Source organism: Paractinoplanes maris, assembly GCF_023544465.1.
GTDB classification, from domain to species: Bacteria; Actinomycetota; Actinomycetes; order Mycobacteriales; family Micromonosporaceae; genus Actinoplanes; species Actinoplanes maris.
Genome location: NZ_JALPVL010000003.1, coordinates 617,422 through 637,160, shown reverse-complemented (window position 1 = coordinate 637,160; position 19,739 = coordinate 617,422). Strand labels below are relative to the sequence as shown.

Below are 19,739 nucleotides of genomic sequence, written 5' to 3'. Positions count from 1 at the left end.
ATGAGCGGCCAAGAGCCGATGAGCGGCCAGGAGCCGATGACGGCGGCCGAGGTGAGGGCGGACGACCGCGCCCACGTCTTCCACTCCTGGTCGGCCCAGGGGGCCCTCAACCCCGTGCCGATCGCCGGGGCGAGCGGCAGCTACTTCTGGGATTACGAAAATACGAAATATCTGGACTTCTCGTCGCAGCTGGTCAACGTCAACATCGGACACCAGCACCCGAGACTCGTCGCGGCCATCCAGGAGCAGGCGGCCAGGCTCTGCACGATCCAACCCGCATTCGCCAACGACAAGCGCGGCGAGGCGGCCCGCCTGATCGCCGAGCTCGCCCCGCCCGACCTCAACAAGGTCTTCTTCACCAACGGCGGGGCCGAGGCCAACGAGAACGCCATCCGCCTGGCCCGCGGTCACACCGGCCGGCAGAAGGTGCTGTCGGCCTACCGCAGCTATCACGGCGGCACGACGACCGCGATCGCGGCGACCGGCGACCCGCGCCGCTGGGCCAACGAGAACACCGCCGTCGGCCTGGTGCATTTCTGGGGCCCGTACCCCTACCGGTCGCCGTTCTATTCCGAGACCCCCGAGCAGGAGACCGAGCGGGCCCTGCGGCACCTGCGAGACACGATCGTCTTCGAGGGGGCCACCACGATCGCCGCCGTGCTGATCGAGACCGTGGTCGGCACCAACGGCATCCTGGTGCCGCCGCCGGGCTATCTGCAGGGCGTGCGGGAGATCTGCGACGCGTACGGGATCGTCTTCATCGCCGACGAGGTGATGGCCGGCTTCGGGCGGTGCGGTGAGTGGTTCGCGGTCGACCGGTGGGGTGTCGCGCCCGATCTGATCACCTTTGCCAAGGGCGTCAACTCGGGTTACCTGCCGCTCGGCGGCGTGATCATCTCCGACGAGATCGCCGAGACGTTCCGGGAGCGGCCGTTCCCGGGCGGCCTGACCTATTCGGGTCACCCGCTGGCCTGCGCCTCGGCCGTCGCCTCGATCGAGATCTTCAAGGACGAGGGGATCGTCGAGCACGCCCGGGCGATCGGCGACGACGTGATCGCGCCCGGCCTGGCCGAGCTGGCCGAGAAGCATCCCAGCGTCGGCGAGGTCCGGGGGCTCGGCGTCTTCTGGGCGATCGAGCTCGTCCGGGACCGGCGGACCCGCGAGCCGTTGGTGCCGTTCAACGCCGCGGGTGCCGCCGCCGGGCCGATGACCGAGCTGGCCGCGGCGTGCAAGGAGCGTGGCCTGTGGCCGTTCACCCATTTCAACCGGGTACATGTCGCGCCGCCCTGCACGGTCACGGCCGACGAGGTGCGGGAAGGGTTGTCGATCCTCGACGCGGCGCTCTCGGTGGCCGACCGGTATTACGCGGGTTGACACAGGATTACGTGGCCCGAACGCCGGTCGGGCCCCGATTCCGTTTCGGCTTTGGAAATTAGTTTCGGATTCCCTTGTCTTCAGTCCTTCGCGTGTGTCAAGGTCTCGCAGTCGTTCGTGTGGGAGCTGTCACCAGCCCGCTACGGGAGGTCGTATTTCGTGAGTGCCGCGTTGCCTGTTCTGCGCAATTTCGTCGGTGGTGACTACGCCGGCACCGTGGACGGGGCCACCTCCGAGGTGATCGACCCCAGCACCGGTGAGGCCTATGCGCTCGCGCCGGTCTCCGCCGAGCAGGATGTGAACGCGGCGATGACCGCGGCCGACGCCGGCTTCGAGGCCTGGCGCGACGCCACCCCGGCCGAGCGCCAGCGGGCGATGCTGCGGATCGCCGACGCGATCGAGGCGCGCGCCGACGAGATCATCGAGGCCGAGTGCCGCAACACCGGCAAGCCGGTCGAGGCGACCCGGGCCGAGGAGATGGGACCGCTCCTGGACGAGCTGCGCTTCTTCGCGGGCGCGGCGCGCATCCTGGAGGGCAAGTCGGCCGGGGAGTATCTGCGCGACCACACGTCCTATGTGCGGCGCGAGCCGATCGGCGTGTGCGCGCAGATCACCCCGTGGAACTATCCGATGGTCATGGCGGTGTGGAAGTTCGCGCCGGCCATCGCGGCCGGCAACTCGGTCGTACTCAAGCCGTCCGACACCACCCCGGTGTCGACCCTGCTGCTGGCCGAGATCGCCGCCGAGTTCCTGCCCCCGGGCGTGCTCAACGTGGTCTGCGGCAACCGGGACACCGGCCGGGCGCTGGTCGCCCACCCGGCGCCGCAGCTCGTCTCGATCACCGGGTCGACCCGGGCCGGCATGGAGGTGGCGGTCTCGGCCGCCGCCGACCTCAAGCGGGCGCATCTCGAGCTGGGCGGCAAGGCGCCGGTCATCGTGTTCGACGACGCCGACATCGCCGCCACCGCGCAGGCGATCGCCGGGGCCGGCTATTTCAACGCCGGGCAGGACTGCACCGCGGCCACCCGGGTGCTCGTGCACGGCCGCGTCGCCGCCGACTTCACCGACGCCCTGGCCGAGGCGGCCCGGGGCACCAAGGTCGGCTCGCCGCAGGACACGGACGCGTTCTTCGGCCCGGTCAACAACGCCGGTCAGCTCGCCCGCGTGCAGGGCTTCCTCGACCGTACGCCCGAGCACGCGAGCATCGTGGCCGGCGGCAAGCGGATCGGCGAGCGCGGCTACTTCCTCGAGCCGACCGTCGTGTCCGGTCTGCGGCAGCGCGACGAGATGGTCCAGGACGAGGTGTTCGGCCCGGTCATCACCGTGCAGCGGTTCGACGACGAGGGCGAGGCGGTCCGCTGGGCCAACGACGTCCGGTTCGGATTGAGCGCGAGCGTCTGGACCCAGAACCACGGCCGCGCGATGCGGGTCTCCCGGCGGCTCGACTTCGGCGCCGTCTGGATCAATACTCATCTGCCGTTCGTGTCGGAGATGCCGCACGGCGGCTTCGGCCACTCCGGCTACGGCAAGGACCTGTCCATGTACGGGTTCGAGGAGTACACCCGCATCAAGCACGTCATGAGCTACCTCGGCAGTTGATAGACACCCCACCGCGAAGAGGACAGCCCCGATGACCACCCCCCAGCACAGCGCGGTACGCGCCCGGACGTCACCGGCGGCCGGCGCGCCGGCGATCGAGTTCGTCGGCGTGAACAAGAACTACCTGTCGCACGGCGAGACGGTGCCCGCCGTCAAGCGCACCGACCTCGCGATCGCCCAGGGGGAGTTCTTCTCGCTGCTGGGCCCGTCCGGCTGCGGCAAGACCACCACCATGCGGATGATCGCCGGCTTCGAGGAGCCCACCGCCGGCAAGGTCTATCTGGACGGTGAGGACGTCACCGGGGTCTCGGCCAACAAGCGCGACGTCAACATGGTCTTCCAGTCGTACGCGCTCTTCCCCCACCTCAACACGCACCAGAACGTCGCCTTCGGCCTGGAGCGCAAGAAGGTCGCCAAGAGCGAGATCAACCGCCGGGTCGGCGAGATCCTCGAGATCGTGTCGCTGACCGGCATGGAGAAGCGCTCGCCCAAGGAGATGTCGGGCGGCCAGCAGCAGCGGGTCGCCCTGGCCCGGGCCCTGGTCAACCGCCCGCGGGCCCTGCTGCTGGACGAGCCGCTGGGCGCGCTCGACCTCAAGCTGCGCCAGCAGATGCAGATCGAGCTCAAGCGCATCCAGCGCGAGGTCGGCATCACCTTCGTCTACGTCACCCACGACCAGGGCGAGGCGCTGACGATGTCGGACCGGATCGCGGTGATGAACGCCGGCGTCATCGAGCAGCTCGGCTCGCCTCGCCAGATCTACGAGCGCCCGGCGTCGCGGTTCGTGGCCGGCTTCATCGGCACGTCGAACATCGTGGAGGGTCACGTCGACCGGGTCGAGGGCGGGCTGGCCCTGCTCAGCTACACCACTCAGGACCGGGTCGTCGTCCCGGCCGGGTCGCCGGTGCGGCAGGGCGACAAGCTCGAGGTGTCGATCCGTCCGGAAAAGATCGACTTGCACCGCGGCGTCCCGCCCGTGCAGTCGACCGGTGGCAGCGTCCTGTCCGGGACAGTGACCGAGGTCGTTTATCACGGAACCTCAACGAATTACACCGTGGCGACAGCGGCAGGCGCGGATTTCACAGTCTTCGATCAAAATGCTTCGAACGCCGACGATCTTGCGGATCGCGGTGACCGGGTGTATCTCACCTGGGCCCCCCAGCACTCATACCTGATCGGAGACTGAGATGTCTGCGTCGAATATGTCCGACCCCACCCTGCTTCGCGGCCTCACCCAGCGCCGCTTCGGCCGTCGCGACGCGCTCCGGCTCTCCGGCCTGGCCGGCATGGGCGCCGCCCTCGCCGCCTGCGGCGTGCAGGGCCAGGGCACGCAGGCTCCGGCCAGCGCCGAGCCCGACGCCGTGGCCAAGTTCTGGGCCGGCAAGACCAAGACCGGCACGCTCAACTTCGCCGGCTGGCCGCTCTACATGGACCCGAAGAAGCCCGAGCTCAAGAAGTTCACCGCCAAGACCGGCATCAAGGTGAACTACCAGGAAGTCATCCAGGAGATGGGCCCCTGGTTCGCCAAGGTGCAGCCGCAGCTGTCGGCCGGCCAGTCCATCGGGTTCGACCTGATGGTCATCACCAACAGCTTCCAGTTCACGCAGTTCCGTGACTCGGGCTTCCTGGCCCCGCTCGACCACTCGAAGCTGCCGAACTTCGCCAAGAACGCCGGCGCCGCGTACAAGAAGGAAGCCTTCGACCCGGGCAACGCGTACAGCATCCCGTGGGCCTCGGGCATGACCGGCATCGCCTACGACGAGAGCAAGACCGGCCCGATCACCGGGCTGGCCGACCTGTGGAACAACCCGAAGCTCAAGGGCAAGGTCGGCATGTTCTCCGACATCCAGGAGCTTGGCAACTTCGGGCTCCTCAAGGCTGGTGTCAACCCGGCCGAGTCCACCGAGGACGACTGGGAGAAGGCGGCCACCGAGCTCAAGAAGCAGAAGGCCGACGGCTACGTCCGCAACTACTACGACCAGGGCTACATCGACGCCCTGGGCACGGGTGAGGTCTGGGCGACCCAGGCCTGGTCGGGCGACGTCTTCCAGAAGAACCTGTCGGACAACCGGAACTTCAAGTTCATCATTCCGGAAGAGGGCGGCACGATCTGGACCGACAACTTCACGATCCCGATCACCGCCAAGAGCCCGGTCGACGCCATCATGGCGATGGACTTCTTCTACGAGGTCGCGAACGCCTCGACGCTGGCCGAGTACATCAACTACGTGTGCCCGGTGCCGGCCGCCCAGGCCGACATGCGGTCGCGGGCCGCCAAGCTCACCGGTGACGACAAGGAGGCGCTGCTCGCGGTGGCGGACAGCAAGCTCGTCTTCCCCACCGCCGCCGAGTACGCCAAGCTGCACTACTACGTCGCGTTCGAGGCCACGAGCGAGCAGCAGAAGTTCCAGAAGACCTTCGAGCCGATCGTGCTGGGATGATATGAACCGCGTCAAACGACAGATCGCTCCCTACCTGCTGGTTCTCCCCGGCGGGATCTGGTTGCTGATCTTCTTCGCGGTGCCGATGGTCGCGATGTTGTCGCTCTCCCTCCAGGAGGGCGACATCGTCCACGGCTATCAGTTCACCGGGCACTGGCAGACGTACACGGAAGCGATTTCGGCCTATCAGACCCAGATCTACCGGTCGCTGATCTACGGCGCCATCACGACCATCGTGCTGATCGCCATGGCGTTCCCGATCGCGTTCTGGATCGCCTTCTACGGCGGGCGCCGGAAGTCGACGTACCTCTTCCTGGTCCTGCTGCCGTTCTTCGTCTCGTTCGTACTGCGCACGATCTCGTGGCGGCAGATCCTGACCGACGAGGGTCCGCTGCTGTCCCCGTTACGCGACGCCGGTCTGATCGGCCAGTCGTTCCACATCCTCGGCACACCGTTCGCGGTGATCGGCGGGCTGGTCTACAACTTCCTGCCCTTCATGGTGCTGCCGATCTATGTGGCGCTGGAGCGCATCGACCCGCGCGTGGTCGAGGCGGCCCGTGACCTCTACGCCAACCCGATCACCACGTTCCGGCGGGTGATCTTCCCGCTGGCCCTGCCCGGCGTGTTCGCCGGCGTGCTGATGACGTTCGTGCCGGCCAGCTCCGACTTCGTCAACTCCGAGGTGCTGGGCAGTTCCGACACGACGATGATCGGGCAGGTCATCCAGGCCCAGTTCCTCGACAACTCCGACTATCCGACGGCCTCGGCACTCTCCTTCGTGCTGATGCTGGTGCTGTTGATCGGCGTCTTCACGTACGCCCGGATCCTCGGCACCGAGGACGTCATGAAGGTGGCCGCGCGATGACGGCGTCGACCCTGCAGCGGCCGCAATCCTCCGGCACGGACGATGCGGCGCAGCTCAAGCCCAAGCGCCGCATCACCGGCGGCGGCCTGCTCCACGCGTACACCTGGCTGATCATCGGCTGGCTGATCGTGCCGATCGCGGTCATGATCGCGTTCGGCTTCAACGACACACCGGGCCGCTACAACCAGACCTGGGACGGCTTCACCTTCAAGTGGTACGGGCGGCTGTTCGAGTACTCGGACCTGACCAGTGCCCTGATCACGTCGCTCGTCATCGCGGTCGTGTCGGCCCTGCTGGCCGGCGCCCTCGGTACGGGTATCGGTTACGCGCTGGGCCGCTACCGTTTCACCGGGTCCGGCTCGCTCAACCTGATCATGTTCGCCACGATGTCCTCGCCCGAGCTGATCATGGGTGCGTCGCTGCTCAGCCTGTTCGTCTCGGCCGGAGCCGGCCTGGGGCCGGTCACGATCACGATCGCGCACGTGATGTTCTCGATCTCGTTCGTGGCCGTCGTCGTCCGGGCCCGGGTGATGACCCTGGACCGCTCGATCGAGGAGGCCGCGTCCGACCTGGGCGCGACCGGCTGGGTCACGTTCTGGAAGGTCACCTTCCCGATCATCCTGCCGGCCGTGTTCTCCGGCGTGCTGCTGGCGTTCGCGCTCTCGATCGACGACTTCATCGTCACCGCGTTCACGGCGGGCACCACCAAGACGTTCCCGCTGTGGATCTGGGGAGCCACCCGCGTCGGCATCCCGCCGCAGGTCAACGTCATGGGCACGCTCATCTTCGCGATCGGCGTCCTGGGCGCCGTGATCGCCAACATCCGTTCATCGCGACAGGGTAAGCGGGCTTGATATCTGGTGGCATCTCCGACGGATGCTCTGCAGGACGCACTCACTGAGCCCTACTGGCTCTCCCAGGCCGGGGCTCCGGCCCCCGCCGACCCGCTGGACGGCGCCGGCACCGCGGATCTCGCGGTCGTCGGCGCCGGCTACAGCGGGTTGTGGACCGCCCTGATGGCCAAGGAACGTGACCCGGCCCGCGACGTGGTGGTGATCGAGGCGGGCACCGCCGGCTGGGCGGCCTCGGGTCGCAACGGCGGGTTCTGCGCCGCCTCGCTCACCCACGGCCACGACAACGGCATGAGCCGCTTCCCGGGCGAGATGCCCGTGCTGGAGCGCCTCGGCCAGGCCAATCTCGACGAGATCGGCGCGACGGTCGCGCGCTACGGCATCGACTGCGATTTCTCCCGTACGGGTGAGCTGCACGTCGCCACGGCCGATTGGCAGCTGGGTGAGCTGCGCCGGGGCGAGGGCTTCCTCGATCGCGAGCAGATCCGGGCCGAGGTCGACTCACCCACGTACGTCGGTGGGGTCTGGGACCGGGACGGGTGCGCGATGGTCGACCCGGCGCGTCTGGTCTGGGGCCTGCGCGAGGCCTGCCTGTCACTCGGGGTGCGCGTCTACGAGCAGTCGCCGGTCGAGCGCATCACGTCCCAGGGCGCCGGGCTGCGGCTGCACACCGGGCGCGGGCGGATCGACGCGGGACGGGTCGCGCTGGCCACCGGGGCGCACGGCCGGCTGCTGCGCCGGCTCGGACACTTCGTGGTTCCCGTGTACGACTACGTGCTCATGACCGAGCCGTTGTCACCGTCGCAACTGGCCTCGATCGGCTGGCGGCACCGGCAGGGCATCGGCGACGCCGGCAACCAGTTCCACTACTACCGGTTGAGCGCGGACAACCGGATCCTGTGGGGTGGCTACGACGCCGTCTACTACAACGGCGGGCGGATCGTCCCCGAGTACGACCAGCGCCAGGCCACCTTCCAGGTGCTGGCCGAGCACTTCTTCGAGACCTTCCCGCAGCTCGAGGGCCTTCGCTTCACCCACCAGTGGGGCGGCGTGATCGACACCTGCAGCCGGTTCAGCAGCTTCTTCGGCACCGCCCACGGTGGCAAGCTGGCCTACGCGGTCGGCTACACCGGACTCGGCGTGGGCGCGACCCGGTTCGGCGCGAACGTGATGCTCGACCTTCTCTCCGGTGAGCGCACCGAACGCACCTCGCTCAAGATGGTGCGCAGCAAGCCGATCCCGTTCCCGCCCGAGCCGGTGCGCTCCGGCGTCATCCAGCTCACCCGCTGGTCGATCGCCAACGCGGACCGTGACCAGGGCCGGCGCAACCTGTGGCTGCGCACGCTCGACAAGGTCGGTCTGGGCTTCGATTCGTGAAGCTCACGCAACACGGAAATAGTTGTCTGGGCTCTTGTGTCCCACGGAATCAGTGGAATGATCGGGTCCTGAAGCCTGAAGGAGTTGAGTTATGCCCTCGTCGGCCGAGTTGCACAAGCGCCGGTCCGCCGTCGTCGCGCGCGGGGTCAGCAGCACCATCCCGTCCTACGTGAGCACGGCCGCCGGCGGCACGATGACCGATGTGGACGGCCGCGAGTGGATCGACTTCGCCGCCGGCATCGCCGTGGCCAACGTCGGCAACGCCGCGCCCCGGGTCGTCGAGGCGGTGAAGGCCCAGGTCGAGCGGTTCACCCACACCTGCTTCATGGTCGCGCCGTACGAGCAGTACGTGGCGGTCTGCGAGGAGCTGGCGGTGCTCACGCCCGGCAGCTTCGAGAAGCGGTCGGCGCTGTTCAACTCGGGCGCCGAGGCGGTCGAGAACGCGGTGAAGATCGCCCGGCACGCCACCGGGCGCCCGGCGATCGTCGTGTTCGACCACGCCTACCACGGCCGCACCAACCTGACGATGGCGCTGACCGCCAAGGTGATGCCCTACAAGCAGGGCTTCGGCCCGTTCGCCGGCGAGATCTACCGCTTCCCGATGTCCTATCCGCTGCGCGACGGCCGCGGCGGGGCCGAGGCGGCGGCGTACGCGCTGGGTCAGATCGAGAAGACGGTCGGCGCGAGCAACGTCGCGGCCGTGCTGATCGAGCCGATCCAGGGTGAGGGCGGGTTCATCGTGCCCGCCGAGGGCTTCCTGCCGGCGATCGCGGCGTGGAGCAAGGCGGCCGGCGCGGTGTTCATCGCCGACGAGATCCAGACCGGCTTCTGCCGCACCGGATCGTGGTTCGCCTGCGAGCACGAGGGCATCGAGCCGGATCTGATCACGACGGCCAAGGGCATCGCCGGCGGCCTGCCGCTGGCCGCGGTGACCGGCCGGGCCGAGATCATGGACGCCGTCCACCCCGGTGGACTCGGCGGGACGTACGGCGGGAATCCGATCGCCTGCGCCGCCGCGCTCGCCTCGATCGAGACGATGCGCGAGCTCGACCTGGCCGCGGCCGCCCGCCGCATCGAGTCGGTCGCCCGGCCCCGGCTCGAGGCGCTGGCCGCCAAGCACCCGTCGATCGGCGAGGTGCGCGGCCGCGGCGCGATGCTGGCCGTCGAGGTCGTGATACCCGGCGAGGACGGTGCGGCCGGCCCGGCCCCCGACCCCGTCCTGACCGCCGCGGTGGCCAAGGCGGCGCACGAGCTGGGCCTGCTGCTGCTCACCTGCGGCACCTACGGCAACGTGATCCGCCTGCTGCCGCCGCTGGTCATCTCCGACGAGGAGCTCGACCGCGGCCTCAGCCTCCTCGAACAAGCCTTCGCCACAACCCTCTGATCGTTGGAGCCCCCCTTGAGCGACCTCCAGTCACCCGACTACCAGAAGCTGGCCGGCGACGCCCGCGACCACCTGTGGATGCACTTCACCCGGCTGTCGTCCTACCAGAAGGCCGACATCCCGATGATCGTGCGCGGCGACGGCTGCTACGTCTGGGACTCCGCCGGCCGCCGCTACCTCGACGGGCTGTCGGCGCTGTTCGTCGTGCAGACCGGCCACGGCCGGCAGGAACTGGCCGAGGCCGCCGCCAAGCAGGCCGGCGAGCTGGCCTACTTCCCGCTCTGGTCCTACGCCCACCCCAAGGCGGTCGAGCTGGCCGACCGGCTGGCCGACCTGACCCCCGGCGACCTCAACCGGGTCTTCTTCACCACCGGCGGCTCCGAGGCCGTCGAGTCGGCCTGGAAGCTCGCCCGCTCCTACTTCAAGCGGACCGGCAAGCCCACCAAGACCAAGGTGATCTCCCGCTCGATCGCCTACCACGGCACCTCGATGGGCGCCCTGTCGATCACCGGCATCCCGGCCATCAAGGCCGACTTCGAGCCGCTGGTGCCCTCGACCCTGCGCGTGCCCAACACCAACTACTACCGCCGCCCCGACGAGTCGCAGTCGCTCGAGGAGTTCGGCCTGTGGGCGGCCGACCGCATCGCCGAGGCCATCGAGTTCGAGGGCCCCGAGACGGTCGCCGCGGTCTTCCTGGAGCCGGTGCAGAACTCCGGCGGCTGCTTCCCGCCGCCGCCCGGCTACTTCCAGCGGGTCCGCGAGATCTGCGACAAGTACGACGTCCTGATGGTCTCCGACGACGTCATCTGCGGCTTCGGCCGGCTGGGTGAGTATTTCGGCGGCAACAAGTACGGCTACACCCCCGACATCATCACCGTCGCCAAGGGCTTGACCAGCGGATACGTCCCGCTGGGGGCGATGATCGCGTCGGACCGCCTGGCCGAGCCGTTCCTCGAGGGCACCAACTGGTTCGCCCACGGCATCACCTACGGCGGCCACCCGGTCGGCTCGGCGGTGGCGCTGGCCAACCTGGACATCATGGAGCGGGAGAACCTCAACCAGCACGTCCGTGACAACAGCGACCTGTTCCGCTCCTACTTGGAGCGCCTGTCCGACCTGCCGATCGTCGGCGACGTGCGCGGCGACGGCTACTTCTTCGGCCTGGAACTGGTCAAGGACAAGGCCACCAAGGAGACGTTCAACGAGGACGAGTCCGAGCGCCTGCTGCGCGGCTTCCTCTCCGGCGCTCTGTTCGAAGCGGGCCTCTACTGCCGCGCCGACGACCGGGGCGACCCGGTCATCCAGCTGGCGCCGCCGCTGATCGCGGGCGAGGCCGAGTTCGCCGAGATCGAGCAGATCCTGCGCTCGGTGCTGACCGAGGCCTCGAAACAGCTCTGAGAAGCCACGGACGCCCGGCCCTCCGCCCAGGGAGTGCCGGGCGTCCGTCTGCCCTCAGAACAACGTCAGCGGCCCGACCGGCTCGGGTTCCGGCAGCGCCGGCAGACCGGGCACCAGGGCGGCCACCTCGGCGTGGAAGCGGCGGGCCAGGGCGGGAGCGTCGGTGTTGTCGGGGGTGTGGATGAAGACCGTGGGGGAGCGGCCCTCACCGAGCCAGCCGGCCACCACCGGGAGCCAGCGCTGCCAGCCCTCGACGGTGCGGGCCGGGTCGTCGCGGCCCAGGTAGCGGATGATCGGGTGATCGGTGAGCGCCTGGGGGCGTACCGGAAGCCTGGGTTTCCTGGTCCACGCGTCGCGCTCGGCGTCGCTGGTCGGTGGGGACGCGAACATGACGCTCGTGTCGAAGGGGACCAGCTCGGCCCCGGCCGACGTGAGCAGCCGATCGAGCTCGCGCGGATCCTCGCCGAAGGCCGGGTGGCGCACCTCGACGGCATAGCGGTGACCCGCCGGCCGGTGGCGCAGGAAATCGCCGAGCGCGGGGAGATCGGGCGGGCCGAACGAGGGCGGCAGCTGGATCCACAGCGTGTGCACGCGGGGGCCGAGCGGCTGGATCGTGTCGAGGAAGGCTCTCAGCTCGGCTTCGCCGCCGCGCAGCCGCCGGTCGTGGGTGACGACGCGCGGGAGCTTCAGGATGAATCGGAAGTCCTCCGGCGTCTGGCGGGCCCAGCCGGCCACGGTGTCCCGCGACGGCGTCGCGTAGAACGTCGTGTTGCCCTCGACGGCGTTGCACCAGCCCGCGTACGCCTCGAGATTGTCCTGCCCGGGGCCGACCACCCGGCCCTGCCACGCCTTGTGCGTCCACATGGCACAACCGACATGCAGCCTCGTCACAGGAGCGAATTTACCCTCCGGCCAGGTTTAGCGACACGATCGGATTACCCGACGGCGAATGCCCCATTTGTTATCTGATCGGGATGATCAACTCATTCCGCAAGACGTCATGACGAAAGGGGTTTCTAAGATGAACCGCGTTGCTCGGCTTCTCGCCGTTGCCGGCCTCGGGCTCGGTACCGCTCTCGCGATCGGTGCCGGTCCGGCTCAGGCCGCCCCCGCCACCGCGCAGGGCTCCCAGACCGTGACCGGCGGCCACTACGGCTACGACGACGACGAGGTCGTGGGCTACTTCCGCTCGTGGAGTGCCTGTGAGCGCGTCGGTCGCATGGGCGAGTGGCGTGACCGCTGGGACGACTACGACTGCGACCGGGTCGGCTTCGGCCACAGCCGTCGTGGTTACGTCCTGACGGTCGAGGACTGGAACGACGGCTACGACAACGACAACTGGTACGGCGGCTGGTACAACAGCTACCGCGGTGGCGACTTCGGCTGGTACCGCGGCGGCAACACGATCATCTTCCGCCGCTAGTCAGTTCCGGGCCCGGGCCACACTCCCTTCGGGGGGTGTGGTCCGTGGCCTGTCGGGGAACTGCGGGGCTCGTGACCACCGACGATCGCCCCGCCCCCCTCATCCGGCCACCCCGTCTGCGGACGGAGAAGGCCGAGCGCGGCGCGTCGCGGCTCGAGCTGTTCTTCGACCTGGCCTACGTGCTGGTCATCGACCAGCTCGCCACCGGATTCGCCGACCACCTCGACCTGACCGGCACCGCGACCTTCGTCGGGCTGCTCATCGTGACCTGGTGGTCGTGGGTGACGACCACGCTCTACGCCAACCGGTTCGACACCAACGACGTCCTCTACCGCCTGGCCAAGCTGGCCGCCACGGGCGCGGTCGTCGGCATGGCGGCCGCGGCGCTGGGCGCCACCAGCGACGAGGGCACCGAGTTCGCCCTCTGCTATCTGGCCACCCGGGTGCTGCTGCTCCTGCTTTACGTACGGGCCTGGCGCCACGTGCCGGAGGCCCGGCACACGATCGGCATCTACATCGGTGGCGCGGTGGCGGCCACTGCGCTGTGGACCGCCTCCCTGCCCGTGCACGGCACCGCCCGCTACGTGTTGTGGGCCGCCGGCATCCTGGTCGAGGCGGCCGCGCCCATCGTGGCGACGCGGCTCGGTGACAAGACTCCGCTGCACCTCGACCACCTGCCCGACCGGTTCGCGCTGTTCGTGATCCTGGTCCTGGGTGAGTCGGTGCGCTCGATCGCGGTGGGCGTCCACGAGGAGCACTGGGTGGCGGCCTCGGTCGTGTCGGCGGCGATCGCGTTCACGGCTGTCGCGGCGCTGTGGTGGATCTATTTCGACCTGGGTGGCGCGGCCGGCAAACGGGAGCTCGTCGAGGAGGGTGAGAACTCGGAGACCGGGGTGGCCGACGCCTACATCTACGGCCACCTGCCGCTGGTGGTCGGGCTGGCTGTGGCCGCGGTCGGCATCGAGCAGTTCGTCGCGCACCCGTCCGGCGACCTGGGCGACACCGCCCGCTGGGCCCTGCACGGCGGCACCGCGCTCTATCTGGCCGGCGTGGCCGTGGTCATGATGGGCACCTCCGGGCGCTGGCTCTCGGCCTGGCCGTGGCCGGTCGCCGTCATCCCGCTGGTCGCGCTGGCCGGCATCCCGGAGTTCCTGCCCCCGATGGCGTCGGTCATCCTGGTGACGCTGATCCTGGTGGCCACCGTGCTGGCCGGCATGCGTGCCCAGCGCCGCGGTGCCCTGCGGACGACCGAGGCCTGATCACCGCACGGCGAGGACGATCCGGCCGAACACCTCACCGGCGTCCATCCGCCGGTGCGCGTCGGCCGCCGCGTCGAGGGGCAGCACGTCGTGCACGACGGTGCGCAGCTCCCCGCGGGCGGCGGCGTCGAACTGCTCCGCCCGCACGCGATTACGCTCGTCGGCCGCCACGGTGTCGAGGCTGAAGGTCCCGTACGAGAGAGAGCGCTGGAAGGACCGCAGCAGCACCGCGCCGAAGTCGGCGGGCGGGAAGCCGCCGACGACACCGACCGACACCATCCGCCCGTTGTCGGCCAGCCGGTCGAAGAACGAGGGCAGCTCCGGCCCGCCCACGATGTCGTAGATGACGTCGAACCGGGCGTCACCGGCGCCGGCGCTGTCACCGCCGCTGTCGCCGTCGCTGTCGCCGGCGCTCGCGCCGGACCGGTCCAGGACGTCGGTCGCGCCCAGTTGCCGCAGGAGCCGGCCGCGCTCGGGCGACGAGGTCGTCACGGCGACGGTGCCGGCGCCGCCGAGCACGGCCAGCTGCACCGCCAGCAGGCCGATGCTCCCGGCCGCACCCCGCACCAGGACGGACTCGCCCTTCGCGAAGTGGGCGTGGGCCAGACCGAAGTGGGCCACCGGTCCCGAGCAGCCCAGTGCCACGGCGTCGACCGGCGACAGTCCGGCCGGCAGCGCGGTCACGTCCTCCAGGCGGGCCACCGCGCGCTCCGCGTAGGCGCCGCCGACCCCGGTGAACGCCCAGACGGCCCGCCCGACCCACGAGGCGTCGACCCCGTCGCCGACGGCGGTGACCCGCCCGGCCACCTCGCTGCCCGGGATGAGGCCCTCGCGGAAACCGAACCCGCCGATCGTGCCGCGCCGGATGACCGCGTCGACCCCACCGACCCCGACCGCCTCGGTCTCGATCAGCAGCCGCCCCGGGGAAAGCTCGGGCCCGGGCACGTCGATCACGACCATCCCGGCCGGATCGCCGAACGTCTGAATACTCACTGCTTTCATGCTCACGACGGTAGTGGACGCCCCCGTCCACTTGGCTAAAGTGAGAGCCTATGGCCGACGAATTGCCTCAGATGCTGCGGGCCGACGCCCGGGACAACCGCGACCGCGTCCTGGAGTCGGCGCGGGCGCTCTTCTCGGAGCGCGGGCTGGGCGTGCCCATGCGTGAGATCGCCCGCCGGGCGCAGGTCGGCCCGGCGACGCTGTATCGCCGCTTCCCGACCAAACAGGCGCTCATCGACGCCGCGTTCACCGACGAGCTGCGCGCCTGCAGCACCATCGTCCGCGACGGCTGCGCCGACCCCGACCCGTGGCGCGGCCTGCGCTCGGTCGTCCTCGACATCACCGAGCTGAACGCCCGCAACCAGGGCTTCGTCGACGCCTTCGTGACGTCGTACCCGGACGCCGCCGACTTCACCGCCCACCGGGCCGGCATGCTGCGCGCGCTGGCCGGTCTGTGCCGGCGGGCCCAGGACGCCGGCGCCCTGCGGCCCGACTTCGTCGTCGACGACCTGATCCTCATCCTGATGGCCGGCCGCGGACTGCCGGCCGAGCCGCCCGAGCTGCGCCTGGCCGCCGCCCGCCGCTTCGCGGCCCTGGCCCTCGAGGCCTTCCGAGCCTCCGCCACCGCGAGTCCCCTGCCCCCACCGGCCCGCGCCCGTCTGTGAGACGACCGCTCCGGTCGGCCCGAGCCCCATCGGGGCATTGACACTCTTTCGACCTATGGGCAAATGCGCACCAGTGGTCCATCATGGCGCGGTGCCCCGACACAATGGGACAAAACGATCTTGGCGACGGGTCCGGTTGCTGGGTGTCGCGTCCGGACTTCTGCTCGCCGGGCTGTTGTGGTTCCTGCAGCGCGGCCACCCGGACGTGCTGACGAGGTCGGATCAGCTGGCCAGCGTCGGCAGTTTCTTCCTCGGTGCCGCGGCGCTCGTGGTGGCCGTGATCGCCCTTGTCGGCGGGGGAGGCGGAGGTGGTGACACCGATCCGGAAGCCGGGCTCGGCCGGGCCGCCGACGATCTCGCGACCGCGCAGCGGGAACAGTGGACGACCGAGGCCGGGTTCCGCCGCCTGCTGAGCCCCCGGCCGCTACGGCTGGCCTGGACGTCTCAGGAGATCTCCGGTTCCCTCGCCGTGGACGGCCCGCCCGCCGCCGATCTGGTGAGGGCCTTCTTCGACCGGCCCGCGAACCGGCTTGTCGTGGTGGGGCGGCCGGGTTCGGGCAAGTCCGTCCTGCTCCTGCTGTTCACCCTCGGGGTCCTGGAGATGCGCCGGCCCGACGCACCCGTCCCGGTGCTGCTGTCCGCGACCGGCTGGGATCCGGCCGAGCCGTTACGCACCTGGCTCAGCCGCCGCGTGCTGGAGGACCATCCCTTCCTGCGTGATCAGGACAGCTACGGCTCCGATGTGGTCCAGCGGCTCGTCGAGCGCAACCGGATTCTGGTGGTCCTCGACGGACTCGACGAGATGGCCGACGAGCGCACGGCAGCCGCGCTGGACGCCATCGAGGAGGCGCTGGCCTTCGACCTGCCGATCGTGATCGCCTGCCGCCGGGCCGAGTTCGACCTCGCCCGCCGGACGGCGGGGCCACTCAGCGGCACCGTGGTGATCGAGCTGACCGACATCGAGTCGGGCGACGCGGCGGGGTTCCTGACCGGACGGGACACCCCCGACGACCCGCGGTGGCAGCGAGTCGTCGACCGGCTGTCCACCGACCCGGGCGGAGAACTGGCCTCGGTACTGTCCACGCCGCTGGCCATCTGGCTGGCCCGCACGGTCTATCGGCCGCCGGCTGGGGACGACCCGTCCGATCTGCTGCGGTTCACCGGCGCGGCCGAGATCGAACGCCACCTGCTCGACCGCTTCCTCGCGATCGTCTACCGCCCGGAGCAGCGGGCGCCGGGGCTGAAGCGCTACGGCCACGACCGTGCCCGGCGCTGGCTGGCCGAGCTGGCCCGCACGACGCCGGTTGACATGCGCTGGTGGGAGTTCGCGCGGGCGACCCGGCCGGTGCTGCTCGCCGTGACCATCGTGTTGCTGGTCAGCGCGGCAGCGTTGGCGAGTGGCCTCCTCGGGCTGCCGGTGGGTTTCGACTACGAGGTGGCGGCGACCAACGCGTTCGTCGCCGCGCTCCCGATCGGACTGATCACCGGGATCGCGACCGCTCGGACCGTGCACGCGACTCGCCCGAGCCGAGGCGTCCGGGCACTGATCGCCCGAGGTCTGCGCGACGGAGGCCTGGCCGGTCTGGTGCTGGCGGCGGCCCAGATCGTGTTCGACGACGAGCCGTACGTGGGCGTCTGGGCCTATGGCCGGTACCTCATCGGTGAGTTCCTCGTCGGCGCGTTCATCGGCCTCATCGCCAGCGTCGTGACGAACGGCCTCGGCGCCTCGGCGGTGCCGCGCCGCGTGACCTTTCGCGCCGCGACGATCCGTTCGGCGCTCGGGCACGGATTGGTCATGGGGCTGACCATCGCGCTCCCCATCGCCCTGGTGTTCGGGCTCCTGCAGCTGACCGAGGCCTACGAGCCGGTGCCGGTCCTGGTCTTCAGTCTCGGCGTAGCCGCGACCGGCACCGTGGTGATCGGCCTGCCGGTGGGAGTGGGACGCTGGATCAGCGCTCCGATCTCGGAACGGGCTTCGCGGTCGCCCCTCTCGACGCTCCGGGAGGACCGGCGGGCACTGATCTCGACCGTGATGATCTCGGCGCTGCCGGTCGGTGTCGCTGTGGGGGTTCTTTTCGCGGCCCTCGGCAAATGGTCCACGACCGCCGTGGTGGCGGCTTGCTGGACAACTCTGGCCGTCGCCGTGGTGGTCGCGGCCGGATCCGGGTCGCTCTGGATCTCGTACACCATCTCCCGGTCGTGGCGTGCGCTGCTGGGCCGGCTGCCCTGGCGACTGATGCGCTTTCTTTCCGACGCCCACGAACGCGGCGTGCTGCGTCAGGCCGGCCCGGCCCACCAGTTCCGGCACGATCTGCTGCAACGGCACCTCGTCGCGCCGTCGCCGGAGCGGACGCAACCCGTCGCGAGGCCGGCCCGCCCGCCTCGATGGCGGCGGACGCGGACGGCGGTCGCCACCGGCCTGGCGGCTCTCCTGATGGTGGCCGGAGCGGTGGTCACCACCGTGCCCGGCATCCGGGAGGCGATCGCCGCCCGAGCCGAGGCGGAAGCCCAGGCGGAAGCCCAGGCGAGGGAGAACGAGCGCTACGAGATCTACGGCCGGCTCGGGCTGATCGCCGACTCGCTGGGGCCCGGCGAACAGGACACCGCGCTGCGGTTGCGCATCGCCGCCTACGCGATCGACCCGTCGGAGGTCCCGGCGGACTCCGTGCTCACCACCGGCTCGATGATCCATGCTCGGCCGGGCGCGCTCGCCTCAGTGACCGCACGTAAATACACGGACCTGCCCGGTCCCGGCGGGTTCGCCTTCGCCACCTATGCCCGGCGGGGACTGTTCCGCATCGCCGGCACGAAGGTGAGCCGGGCCGAGAGTCCCTTCCTGGACCACATCGTCGCCTCCGCTCCGAACGGCCGCGTCGTCGCGGTGACCGAGGACAACGTGGCGACCGTCTGGGATTTCTCGCCGAAACAGCCGGTCAGCGCGGTGCTCGAGCACGTACCGGCTAAGACCGACGTCCGGGTCGACGACCGGGGACGGTGGGCTCTGGTCCGCGGCGACACCGGCCTCCGGTTGTGGGACATCGCCGGTCGGCCTCCGCGCCCGGTGCCGTTGCGCCTCGAGGCCGGCCCTGACCTGTCGGTGATGCAGCCGGTCTGGAGTCCGGACGGGCGGTGGTTCTCCTACCTCGACCCGGGCGGCCGGGCGATCCTGGCCGATCTGACGGCGGACCCGCCCCGCGCGACCGTCCTCCCGGCGAGCGTGCGCCGCAGCCACCTCCAGTTCAGCCGGTCCGGCCACCGTGCCCTCGCGACCTCATCGCTGAGCGGAGCCGGTTCGGTGTGGGATCTGACCACCACACCGCCGCGCCGGAGGGGATCGGTGGGCCGGTCCGGGCGGCTCAGCTCCGATGGGAACTGGGTGATGGCCGGCGGCAGGGTCTGGGACCTACGAGGCTCGCGACCGGTCAAGCTGTCACTGGCCGATGCGGAGAGGCCGGTCAGCATCAGTCCGGACAGCCGCTGGCTGGTTGTCGACCGCGCGGGAGTCACCCAGCTGCGACGTCTCGGCCGGCCCGCCGGTCCCCGCCTCACCGTCGGCCGGGGCAGCTATCGGGTCGCGTTCAGCGATGACGGGCACCGGTTCGCCGCCTTGCTCGCCAACCACCGTGGCGTTTCCTGGGATCTGGCGGCGAAACCACCGCGGATCAGCACCTTCGGCCCGGTCGGCCGGACCGGGATCGACCCTCTCGACATCAGCCGGGACGGCCGCTGGGCGATCGCTGGAGCGCCCGACGGCATCACCGAAGCGGTGTGGCGCCTCGACCGAACCGGTCCCGGTCCGGTGGCCTACGCGGACTTCGGCAGCGACCTTCGTCTGGGCACGGACAGCAAGACGCTGATCGCCGCCAACTACTGGATGACTGTGGTGTGGGACCTCGGCGCCCTGTCCCGGTCACCGATGGTCCGATCGCCGCTCGAGGAAGGGCTCACCCTTGCCTGCGAGCGGGCCGGACGCGGCCTGAACCAGGCGGAATGGGCACGCTACCTGCCCACGATCGAGTACGAGCAGACGTGCGTCACCTGAGCGGCGTCTGATCGAATCGGGCCCGAGTGATCGGGCGGGCAGGGGGTGGCGGGCGTCAG

General features: G+C 70.1%; 15 protein-coding genes. 13 read left to right on the top strand and 2 right to left on the bottom strand.

Annotated features, from left to right (window positions below; genetic code table 11):
- Positions 1–18: 18 nt before the first annotated feature.
- From NAG42_RS12080 to NAG42_RS12040, 9 genes are all read left to right on the top strand, one after another.
- Positions 19–1,374 carry an aspartate aminotransferase family protein gene (locus NAG42_RS12080; RefSeq protein ID WP_438872392.1) on the top strand — a complete coding sequence of 452 codons (1,356 nt, stop codon included), beginning with the start codon at positions 19–21 and terminating at the stop codon, positions 1,372–1,374.
- Between the two features lie 159 nt (positions 1,375–1,533).
- Entirely contained in the window at positions 1,534–2,973 is a 1,440-nt protein-coding gene (locus tag NAG42_RS12075; protein WP_250030306.1) for a gamma-aminobutyraldehyde dehydrogenase, read from the top strand.
- A 31-nt stretch (positions 2,974–3,004) separates the two neighbouring features.
- Entirely contained in the window at positions 3,005–4,159 is a 1,155-nt protein-coding gene (locus NAG42_RS12070) for an ABC transporter ATP-binding protein (protein ID WP_250030305.1), read from the top strand.
- A gap of 1 nt (position 4,160) precedes the next feature.
- On the top strand, positions 4,161–5,414 hold the full coding sequence (locus NAG42_RS12065; RefSeq protein ID WP_250030304.1) for a polyamine ABC transporter substrate-binding protein: 1,254 nt from the start codon (positions 4,161–4,163) through the stop codon (positions 5,412–5,414).
- Position 5,415: 1 nt separating this feature from the next.
- Complete coding sequence (locus NAG42_RS12060) at positions 5,416–6,279, top strand: ABC transporter permease (protein WP_250030303.1); 864 nt, start codon at positions 5,416–5,418, stop codon at positions 6,277–6,279.
- Positions 6,276–7,133 (top strand): ABC transporter permease, encoded by an 858-nt coding sequence (locus tag NAG42_RS12055; protein ID WP_250030302.1) that lies wholly within the window; start codon positions 6,276–6,278, stop codon positions 7,131–7,133. The genes NAG42_RS12060 and NAG42_RS12055 overlap by 4 nt, the downstream gene beginning before the upstream one ends.
- A gap of 6 nt (positions 7,134–7,139) precedes the next feature.
- Complete coding sequence (locus NAG42_RS12050) at positions 7,140–8,507, top strand: NAD(P)/FAD-dependent oxidoreductase (RefSeq protein ID WP_250030301.1); 1,368 nt, start codon at positions 7,140–7,142, stop codon at positions 8,505–8,507.
- 91 nt (positions 8,508–8,598) lie between these two features.
- A complete protein-coding gene (gabT, locus tag NAG42_RS12045) occupies positions 8,599–9,891 on the top strand; it encodes a 4-aminobutyrate--2-oxoglutarate transaminase (RefSeq protein ID WP_250030300.1) in 1,293 nt (430 codons plus the stop codon).
- A gap of 15 nt (positions 9,892–9,906) precedes the next feature.
- On the top strand, positions 9,907–11,289 hold the full coding sequence (locus NAG42_RS12040) for an aspartate aminotransferase family protein (RefSeq protein WP_284045147.1): 1,383 nt from the start codon (positions 9,907–9,909) through the stop codon (positions 11,287–11,289).
- A 54-nt stretch (positions 11,290–11,343) separates the two neighbouring features.
- Here NAG42_RS12040 and NAG42_RS12035 read toward each other — a convergent pair whose 3' ends face one another.
- A complete protein-coding gene (locus tag NAG42_RS12035; RefSeq protein WP_498370591.1) occupies positions 11,344–12,180 on the bottom strand; it encodes a DUF72 domain-containing protein in 837 nt (278 codons plus the stop codon).
- Between the two features lie 130 nt (positions 12,181–12,310).
- On the opposite strand from NAG42_RS12035, the gene NAG42_RS12030 reads away from it, so the two are divergent.
- Both NAG42_RS12030 and NAG42_RS12025 read left to right on the top strand, forming a co-directional pair.
- Positions 12,311–12,712, top strand: coding sequence for a hypothetical protein (locus NAG42_RS12030; protein ID WP_250030299.1), 402 nt, complete (start codon positions 12,311–12,313; stop codon positions 12,710–12,712).
- A gap of 71 nt (positions 12,713–12,783) precedes the next feature.
- Positions 12,784–13,971 (top strand): low temperature requirement protein A, encoded by a 1,188-nt coding sequence (locus NAG42_RS12025; protein WP_250030298.1) that lies wholly within the window; start codon positions 12,784–12,786, stop codon positions 13,969–13,971.
- Here the strand turns inward: NAG42_RS12025 and NAG42_RS12020 are convergent, their stop codons facing one another.
- Complete coding sequence (locus tag NAG42_RS12020) at positions 13,972–14,973, bottom strand: zinc-binding dehydrogenase (RefSeq protein WP_250030297.1); 1,002 nt, start codon at positions 14,971–14,973, stop codon at positions 13,972–13,974.
- 50 nt (positions 14,974–15,023) lie between these two features.
- On the opposite strand from NAG42_RS12020, the gene NAG42_RS12015 reads away from it, so the two are divergent.
- Together NAG42_RS12015 and NAG42_RS12010 are read left to right on the top strand one after the other, a co-directional pair.
- A complete protein-coding gene (locus NAG42_RS12015; protein WP_250030296.1) occupies positions 15,024–15,638 on the top strand; it encodes a TetR/AcrR family transcriptional regulator in 615 nt (204 codons plus the stop codon).
- A gap of 91 nt (positions 15,639–15,729) precedes the next feature.
- On the top strand, positions 15,730–19,680 hold the full coding sequence (locus NAG42_RS12010; RefSeq protein ID WP_250030295.1) for an NACHT and WD40 repeat domain-containing protein: 3,951 nt from the start codon (positions 15,730–15,732) through the stop codon (positions 19,678–19,680).
- The last annotated feature ends 59 nt before the right edge of the window (positions 19,681–19,739 follow it).